Raw genomic sequence first — 8117 nt, 5'->3', positions numbered from 1 at the left:
TCCCCCCCCTGCCCTCCCCCTCGCCCTCCCTCTAACAAATTGATACAAACACCTCCCACCTATGTCTTACCGCGGGGGGGCCCGGGCCCCCCCCCCCCCCCGCCACTCCCTTTGTCGCGCGAGAGCGGCGCGGACGCCGCGGGGGAGCGCGGAACTGAAGTAGCGGGGCCCCGGAGCCCGGTGCAGCATCGGAGACATGATCACTCGGCTCCGGGCATTCGCCACTCAGTGGACCGCGGCCGTACCGGTCCTCGCCGTCGTACTGCTCGCCTTCACCTGGGGACGCGATCTGCCGGGCGTCGTCGTGGCCGTGGTGACGCTGGTGCTCGCCGGTGCCGTGCTCGCCGCCGTGCACCACGCCGAGGTGATCGCGCACCGCGTCGGCGAACCGTTCGGCTCCCTCGTCCTCGCGGTCGCCGTGACGATCATCGAGGTCGCGCTGATCGTCACCCTCATGGCCGATGGCGGCGACAAGAGCGCGACGCTGGCCCGCGACACCGTGTTCGCCGCCGTGATGATCACCTGCAACGGCATCATCGGCCTGTGCCTCCTCGTGGGCGCGCTGCGCCACCGTGTCGCCATCTTCCAGTCCGAGGGGACCGGCGCCGCCCTCGCGACCGTCGCCACACTCGCCACCCTCAGCCTGGTCCTGCCGACCTTCACCACGACCAAGCAGGGCCCGGAGTTCTCCACGGCGCAGCTCACCTTCGCCGCCCTCGCCTCGCTCGTCCTGTACGGCCTGTTCGTGGCCACACAGACCGTGCGCCACCGCGAGTACTTCCTGCCGATCACCCGCAAGGGCGAGGTGATCGACTCCGAGGACGACGCGGGGCCGTCCACCCGCGCCGCCATGATCAGCATCGGCCTGCTCGCTCTCGCCCTGATCGGTGTGGTCGGCCTCGCCAAGGGCGTCTCGCCGACCATCGAGTCCGGAGTGGAGAACGCCGGCATGCCGCACGCCGTGGTCGGCGTGATCATCGCGCTGCTCGTGCTGCTGCCGGAGACCATCGCGGCCGTCCGCGCCACCCGCCGCGACCGGGTGCAGACCAGCCTCAACCTCGCCCTCGGGTCCGCGATGGCCAGCATCGGCCTGACCATCCCGGCCGTCGCGGTCGCCTCCGTCTGGCTCTCCGGGCCGCTGGTGCTCGGACTCGGACCGACCCACATGGTGCTCCTGGCGCTCACCGTGATCGTCGGCACGCTCACGGTCGTGCCGGGGCGCGCCACCCTGCTGCAGGGCGGCGTCCACCTGGTGCTGTTCGCGGCGTACCTGGAGCTCGCGGTCACGCCGTGACGGGGCGGGGACACCGGCCACCGCCAACTACCCACCGTGACGGGCGTTACGGGGGCGTGCGGAGGCGGGGAAGCGTCCCTCAGTACCCTGACGCCATGACGCGCACTCTTGCCAACGCACCGATCATGATCCTGAACGGCCCCAACCTGAACCTGCTCGGTCAGCGCCAGCCCGAGATCTACGGATCGGACACCCTCGCCGACGTCGAGGCGCTGTGCGCCAAGGCGGCGGCCGCGCACGGCGGCACCGTGGACCTGCGGCAGAGCAACCACGAGGGTCAGTTGGTGGACTGGATCCACGAGGCGCGCGAGCACCACGCGGGCATCGTCATCAACCCTGCCGCCTACTCGCACACCTCAGTGGCGATCCTGGACGCGCTCAACACCTGTGACGGCATGCCGGTGTTGGAGGTCCACATCTCCAACATCCATCAGCGCGAGGCGTTCCGGCACCACTCGTACGTCTCCCAGCGCGCCGACGGGGTCATCGCGGGGTGCGGCGTACAGGGCTACGTGTTCGCGGTGGAGCGGGTGGCAGCCCTGCTCTACGCGGCCTAGCCACGTCGGCGTACGCGGTTCACCAGCCTCGTCGGCGCCACTCGGCCAGGTGCGGGCGCTCGGCGCCCAGCGTCGTGTCGCCGCCGTGGCCGGGGTAGACCCAGGTCTCGTCGGGCAGCGTGCCGAAGATCTTCGTCTCGACGTCGTGCAGCAGGCTCGCGAAGGCCTTCGGGTCCTGGTGCGTGTTGCCGATGCCGCCGGGGAAGAGGCAGTCGCCGGTGAAGACGTGCGGGTGGCCGTGCGGGTCGTCGTACACGAGGGCGATCGAGCCCGGCGTGTGGCCCACCAGGTGGCGCGCGGTGAGGGAGACGTGCCCGACGTTCACGGTGTCGCCGTCCGCGAGCGGGATGTCCGTGGGCACGGGGATGCCGTCGACGTCCTCGCGGCCCGCGTAGGTCCGGGCACCGGTGGCCTCCACGACCGCGGCGAGCGCCTGCCAGTGGTCGCCGTGCTGATGGGTGGTGACGACGGACGTGATGCCGTCGTCACCGATCAGCGTGAGCAGCGTCGCGGCGTCGTTCGCCGCGTCGATCAGGAGCTGTTCGTCCGTGGCGCGGCAGCGCAGCAGATAGGCGTTGTTGTCCATCGGGCCGACCGCGACCTTCGAGATCATCAGGTCCTGCAGCTCGTGCACGTCCGCACCGCCGCCGACCTTCACTGCTCCGCTGTACGTCATGTCTCTCAGCCTATAGCGGGGGCAGGGAGGGCAGGAGGCCGCCTTCGGCCGTCAGCGCGGAGCCGTCACGACGGCCGGCGAGCCAGCCGAGGATGTCTGCCTGACGCCCCGTGACGGTGATGTCGACGGGAGGCTCCCAGCCGCTCTTGATCTGCTCCAGGGAGGCGCCCTCGATCGCCCCCGTATAAAGTCCCCGGCCGTCGTCCTGCTTGATGAGCAGCGCGGGCAGACCCGGGGCCTTACGGAACCGGGCGGTCAGGAAGTTGATCTCCCGCTGGGTGAACTCCTCCGAGAGGTCCTCCAGCTCGTAGCCGATCCCCAGGTCCACGTGGTGCAGCTCGACCTCGATCCATCGCCGGAAGGGGATGTTCGCCGCCGAGTCCGTGACGCCGTTGCGCAGCTCCACGGTGCGGGACCAGTCGGCGGGGATCGTGCCGGCGGCCTCGAAACGCTGCGCGGACTCGCGTACGTCCACGAGCTGCTCGGTCAGCGGCCGGGGCGCGTCACGCTCGATGTCGTTGTCGCGTGCGTCACCACTGACGTACATGGGCCGTCCGGCCAGCACATTGACGAGCGCGTCCGCGTTACGGGCGATGTGAGCGAGGACATGGCCGCGGGTCCAGCCCGGCAGCCGTGACGGCTCGGCGGTCGAATCGTTGTTCAGTTTCGCGGCTGCGGTGAGCAGCCGGTCGGTCGCGTCACGTACAGACGCCAGGTCGCGCACATGATCAATCATGCTGCCGACGATAGTCGCGCCACACGTTCGGGTGAAGGCGTCGGAGCGGCACCGCAAATCGAATGCACGTGCTATATGGTCGAGTGCGGCATCGGGCATTCTTGGTGGTCCGGGTTTGTTATCAACCAGGGCAACCGCCCCGGCGTTGTCAGTGGCTCGCCCTAGTCTGTGAATGACGGGGGTCCCGCCCCTGTCACTTCTCTCAAGAAAGGTGCGGACCGGCGTGGCCGACCGTCTCATCGTCCGTGGCGCGCGCGAGCACAATCTCAAGAACGTCTCGCTCGACCTCCCGCGTGACTCCCTCATCGTCTTCACCGGGCTCTCCGGGTCGGGCAAGTCCTCGCTCGCGTTCGACACGATCTTCGCCGAGGGCCAGCGGCGGTACGTGGAATCGCTGTCCTCGTACGCCCGGCAGTTCCTCGGTCAGATGGACAAGCCGGACGTCGACTTCATCGAGGGCCTCTCGCCCGCGGTCTCCATCGACCAGAAGTCGACCTCGCGCAACCCGCGCTCCACGGTCGGCACCATCACCGAGGTCTACGACTACCTCCGCCTGCTCTTCGCGCGCATCGGCAAGCCGCACTGCCCCGAGTGCGGCCGTCCCATCTCCCGGCAGTCGCCGCAGGCCATCGTCGACAAGGTCCTGGAGCTGCCCGAGGGCAGCCGCTTCCAGGTCCTCTCGCCGCTGGTGCGCGAGCGCAAGGGCGAGTTCGTCGACCTCTTCGCCGACCTCCAGACCAAGGGCTACAGCCGCGCCCGGGTCGACGGCGAGACGATCCAGCTCTCCGAGCCGCCCACGCTGAAGAAGCAGGAGAAGCACACCATCGAGGTGGTCATCGACCGCCTCACGGTGAAGGACTCCGCCAAGCGCCGCCTGACCGACTCCGTGGAGACCGCGCTCGGCCTCGCGGGCGGCATGGTCGTGCTCGACTTCGTCGACCTCCCCGAGGACGACCCCGAGCGCGAGCGCATGTACTCGGAGCACCTCTACTGCCCGTACGACGACCTGTCGTTCGAGGAGCTGGAGCCCCGCTCCTTCTCCTTCAACTCGCCCTTCGGCGCCTGCCCGGACTGCACCGGCATCGGCACGCGCATGGAGGTCGACCCCGAGCTGATCGTCCCGGACGAGGACAAGTCGCTCGACGAGGGCGCCATCCACCCCTGGTCGCACGGCCACACCAAGGAGTACTTCGGCAGGCTCGTCGGAGCCCTCGCCGACGCCCTCGGCTTCTCCACCGACATGCCCTGGGCCGGACTCCCGCAGCGCGCCAAGAAGGCCCTCCTGAACGGCCACAAGACGCAGATCGAGGTCCGCTACCGCAACCGGTACGGCCGCGAGCGGGTCTACACGACCGCCTTCGAAGGCGCCGTCCCCTTCGTCAAGCGCCGCCACAGCGAGGCCGAGAGCGACGCGAGCCGCGAGCGCTTCGAGGGGTACATGCGCGAGGTGCCCTGCCCCACCTGTGAGGGCACGCGTCTCAAGCCGATCGTCCTGGCCGTCTCGGTCATGGGGAAGTCCATCGCCGAGGTCTCGGCGATGTCCATCAGTGACTGCGCGGACTTCCTCGCCGAGCTGAAGCTGGGCGCCCGCGACAAGAAGATCGCCGAGCGCGTCCTGAAGGAGGTCAACGAACGGCTGCGCTTCCTGGTCGACGTCGGCCTGGACTACCTCTCGCTGAACCGCGCGGCGGGCACCCTCTCCGGAGGCGAGGCCCAGCGCATCCGCCTGGCCACGCAGATCGGCTCGGGCCTGGTCGGTGTCCTGTACGTATTGGACGAGCCGTCCATCGGCCTGCACCAGCGCGACAACCACCGCCTGATCGAGACCCTCGTGCGCCTGCGCGACATGGGCAACACGCTCATCGTCGTCGAGCACGACGAGGACACCATCAAGGTCGCCGACTGGGTCGTCGACATCGGCCCCGGCGCGGGCGAGCACGGCGGAAAGGTCGTGCACAGCGGCTCCATGAAGGAGCTCCTTTCCAACGACAAGTCGATCACCGGGCAGTATCTGTCGGGCAAGCGGTCCATCCCGGTGCCGGACGTGCGCCGCCCCGCGGACCCCACCCGTCAGCTCACGGTGCACGGCGCCCGGGAGAACAACCTCCAGGACATCGACGTCTCCTTCCCGCTCGGCGTCCTCACCGCCGTCACGGGTGTCTCGGGCTCTGGCAAGTCGACCCTGGTCAACGACATCCTCTACACGCACCTGGCGCGCGAGCTGAACGGCGCCCGGTCCGTCCCCGGACGGCACACGCGCGTGGACGGCGACGACCTCGTCGACAAGGTCGTGCACGTCGACCAGTCGCCCATCGGCCGCACCCCGCGGTCGAACCCGGCGACGTACACCGGAGTCTTCGACCACGTCCGCCGGCTGTTCGCGGAGACGATGGAGGCGAAGGTCCGGGGCTATCTGCCCGGCCGCTTCTCCTTCAACGTCAAGGGCGGTCGCTGCGAGAACTGCTCCGGCGACGGCACGATCAAGATCGAGATGAACTTCCTGCCGGATGTGTACGTCCCCTGCGAGGTCTGCCACGGGGCGCGCTACAACCGCGAGACGCTGGACGTCCACTACAAGGGCAAGTCCATCGCCCAGGTCCTGGACATGCCGATCGAGGAAGCGCTCGACTTCTTCGAGGCCGTGCCGGCCATCTCCCGCCACCTGCGCACGCTCAACGACGTGGGTCTGGGGTACGTCAGGCTCGGTCAGTCCGCGCCGACGCTCTCCGGAGGCGAGGCCCAGCGCGTGAAGCTGGCCTCCGAGCTCCAGAAGCGCTCGACGGGCCGGACGGTCTACGTCCTGGACGAGCCGACCACCGGTCTGCACTTCGAGGACATCAGCAAGCTGATCACGGTCCTGTCCGGCCTGGTCGACAAGGGCAACACGGTCATCGTCATCGAGCACAACCTCGACGTCATCAAGACCGCGGACTGGGTCGTCGACATGGGCCCGGAGGGCGGCAACGGCGGCGGTCTGGTCGTCGCCGAGGGCACGCCCGAGGAGGTCGCCGGAGTCCCGACGAGCCACACGGGCAAGTTCCTGCGGGACATCCTCGCGGCGGACCGGATCAGTGACGGGGCCTCGCAGGGGCGTAAGCGGGTCGTCTCCTCGGCGGTGAAGAAGTCGACGGCGGCGAAGGCCACGGCCAAGACCACCGCGGCCAAGACCACCGCGGCCAAGAAGGCCACTGCCAAGAAGGCGGCTCCGAAGAAGGCCGCTCCGGCGAAGGCTGCCCCTAAGAAGGCGACCAGGGCTCGTAAGGCCTGAGGCAGCCGTGCGGATCTCCGGGTCCGCTGTGGCTGATCGCGCAGTTCCCCGCGCCCCTTTGGGGCGACGGCACGGGCCGCCGGACAAGTTCCCTTGTCCGGCGGCCCGTTCGCGTGTTCGTCTTGTCGGCATGACCGTACGCATCGAACGCCAAGGTCCCGTCACCACGATCGTGCTGTCACGGCCCGATGTGCGCAACGCCGTCGACGGGCCCACCGCCCGGGCCCTCGCCGACGAGTTCCGGGACTTCGACGCCGATCCCGAGGCCGCCGTCGCCGTGCTGTGGGGCGAGGGCGGCACCTTCTGCGCCGGAGCCGACCTCAAGGCCATCGGGACACCGGCCGGGAACGAGGTGACGGAGAAGGGCGACGGGCCCATGGGCCCGACCCGCATGTGTCTGTCCAAGCCGGTCATCGCCGCGATCTCCGGCCACGCGGTCGCCGGAGGCCTGGAACTCGCCCTCTGGTGCGATCTGCGGGTCGCCGACGACGACGCCGTACTCGGAGTCTTCTGCCGCCGCTGGGGCGTCCCGCTCATCGACGGCGGTACGGTGCGGCTGCCCCGGCTCATCGGCGAGAGCCGGGCCATGGACCTGGTGCTCACCGGCCGCCCCGTTCCCGCGGCGGAGGCGCTCGCGATGGGCCTGGTCAACCGGACCGTGCCGGCGGGCACCTCCCGTGCCGCCGCCGAACGCCTCGCCGCGGAGATCGCCGCGTTCCCCCAGACCTGTCTGCGAGGCGACCGGCTCTCCGTGCGGGAACAGGGCGGCCTGACGGAGGAAGAGGCGATGGCAGGCGAACTGCGCCACGGCCTGCGATCCCTCACCGAGGCGGCGGACGGCGCCGCCAGGTTCGCCGCCGGGGCGGGCCGGCACGGCGCGTTCACGGACGACTGAGCCCCACCGCGGCCCTGTCGCGCGGCACTGCCTCAGCCCTGCGGCGTCGCGGCCCCGGCGGGCTCCAGGAACTGCATGTCCAGCTGGATCCTCACCACGTCGCCGAGCATCCCGGCGCCGAAGTCGAGGCCGTAGTCGCTGCGCTTGATCTCGCCGGTCGCCTCGAACCCCGCATGGCGCCGGGGGTCGCCCGGAAACGCCTGGAGCCCGCCGAACTCGACGGCGAGGGAGATCGGCCTCGTCACGTCACCGATGGTCAACTCGCCCTCCATGGTCCACTCGTCGCCCTCGCCGACGACGCGCGTCGAACGGAAAGTCATCGTGGGGCGGCGCTCGACGTCCAGCAGGTCGGGAGCCCTCACATGTGCGTCGCGGTCCTTGTTGCCCGTGTCGATCGAGGCGAGCGCGATGGTCGCCGTCACGGATGAGGTCTCGGCGCTCTCGCCCACCTCCAGAGCGGCGGTCACCTCGCTGAAGCGGCCCCGCACCTTGGAGATTCCGAGGTGGCGGATGGTGAAGTTGACGGCGGAGTGGAAGGGGTCGATCTCCCAGCTCCCGGCGGGGAGGGGAAGCGCGGTCGTCGCGGGGGCGGTGCTCGTCTCGGAAGTCACGGTGCTCGTGTCGGAAGTCATGCCGTCCACCATGCGAGGCCGCCCACGGGCGAGGAAGGCCGAGCCAAGACTGGTAGTGA

The 8117-nt window shown here is 69.8% G+C and carries 7 protein-coding genes; 4 read left to right on the top strand and 3 right to left on the bottom strand.

Annotated elements, in window-relative coordinates:
* Positions 1 to 196: 196 nt before the first annotated feature.
* Together ACWFRU_RS00120 and aroQ are read left to right on the top strand one after the other, a co-directional pair.
* Positions 197 to 1294 (top strand): calcium:proton antiporter, encoded by a 1098-nt coding sequence (locus tag ACWFRU_RS00120; RefSeq protein ID WP_453683497.1) that lies wholly within the window; start codon positions 197 to 199, stop codon positions 1292 to 1294.
* Between the two features lie 95 nt (positions 1295 to 1389).
* On the top strand, positions 1390 to 1851 hold the full coding sequence (gene aroQ / locus ACWFRU_RS00115; protein WP_453683496.1) for a type II 3-dehydroquinate dehydratase: 462 nt from the start codon (positions 1390 to 1392) through the stop codon (positions 1849 to 1851).
* 19 nt (positions 1852 to 1870) lie between these two features.
* On the opposite strand, the gene ACWFRU_RS00110 is transcribed toward aroQ, so the two are convergent.
* Entirely contained in the window at positions 1871 to 2527 is a 657-nt protein-coding gene (locus ACWFRU_RS00110) for an MBL fold metallo-hydrolase (RefSeq protein ID WP_453683495.1), read from the bottom strand.
* A gap of 10 nt (positions 2528 to 2537) precedes the next feature.
* Positions 2538 to 3263 carry a maleylpyruvate isomerase family mycothiol-dependent enzyme gene (locus tag ACWFRU_RS00105; protein WP_453683494.1) on the bottom strand — a complete coding sequence of 242 codons (726 nt, stop codon included), beginning with the start codon at positions 3261 to 3263 and terminating at the stop codon, positions 2538 to 2540.
* A gap of 223 nt (positions 3264 to 3486) precedes the next feature.
* Here ACWFRU_RS00105 and uvrA point away from each other — a divergent pair, with 223 nt between their 5' ends.
* Together uvrA and ACWFRU_RS00095 are read left to right on the top strand one after the other, a co-directional pair.
* The gene (gene uvrA, locus ACWFRU_RS00100) at positions 3487 to 6531 is read left to right on the top strand and encodes an excinuclease ABC subunit UvrA (protein ID WP_453683493.1); all 3045 of its coding nucleotides are present in this window, start codon (positions 3487 to 3489) and stop codon (positions 6529 to 6531) included.
* Between the two features lie 130 nt (positions 6532 to 6661).
* On the top strand, positions 6662 to 7426 hold the full coding sequence (locus tag ACWFRU_RS00095) for a crotonase/enoyl-CoA hydratase family protein (RefSeq protein ID WP_453683492.1): 765 nt from the start codon (positions 6662 to 6664) through the stop codon (positions 7424 to 7426).
* Between the two features lie 32 nt (positions 7427 to 7458).
* Here the strand turns inward: ACWFRU_RS00095 and ACWFRU_RS00090 are convergent, their stop codons facing one another.
* Positions 7459 to 8058: a YceI family protein gene (locus ACWFRU_RS00090; protein ID WP_453683491.1), complete on the bottom strand. Its 600-nt coding sequence runs from the start codon at positions 8056 to 8058 to the stop codon at positions 7459 to 7461.
* Positions 8059 to 8117 lie beyond the last annotated feature (59 nt).

Source organism: Streptomyces sp. NPDC055099 (assembly GCF_053607685.1).
Note: the sequence above shows the minus strand (reverse complement) of the source record. Positions and strands in the feature narration are given on the sequence as shown.

Bases quoted from the DNA above. Each gene is read 5' to 3' on its own strand.
- ACWFRU_RS00120 (WP_453683497.1), top strand. From the start codon at position 197: ATGATCACTCGGCTCCGGGCATTCGCCACTCAGTGGACCGCGGCCGTA.
- aroQ (WP_453683496.1), top strand. From the start codon at position 1,390: ATGACGCGCACTCTTGCCAACGCACCGATCATGATCCTGAACGGCCCC.
- ACWFRU_RS00110 (WP_453683495.1), bottom strand. From the start codon at position 2,527: ATGACGTACAGCGGAGCAGTGAAGGTCGGCGGCGGTGCGGACGTGCAC.
- ACWFRU_RS00105 (WP_453683494.1), bottom strand. From the start codon at position 3,263: ATGATTGATCATGTGCGCGACCTGGCGTCTGTACGTGACGCGACCGAC.
- ACWFRU_RS00095 (WP_453683492.1), top strand. From the start codon at position 6,662: ATGACCGTACGCATCGAACGCCAAGGTCCCGTCACCACGATCGTGCTG.
- ACWFRU_RS00090 (WP_453683491.1), bottom strand. From the start codon at position 8,058: ATGACTTCCGACACGAGCACCGTGACTTCCGAGACGAGCACCGCCCCC.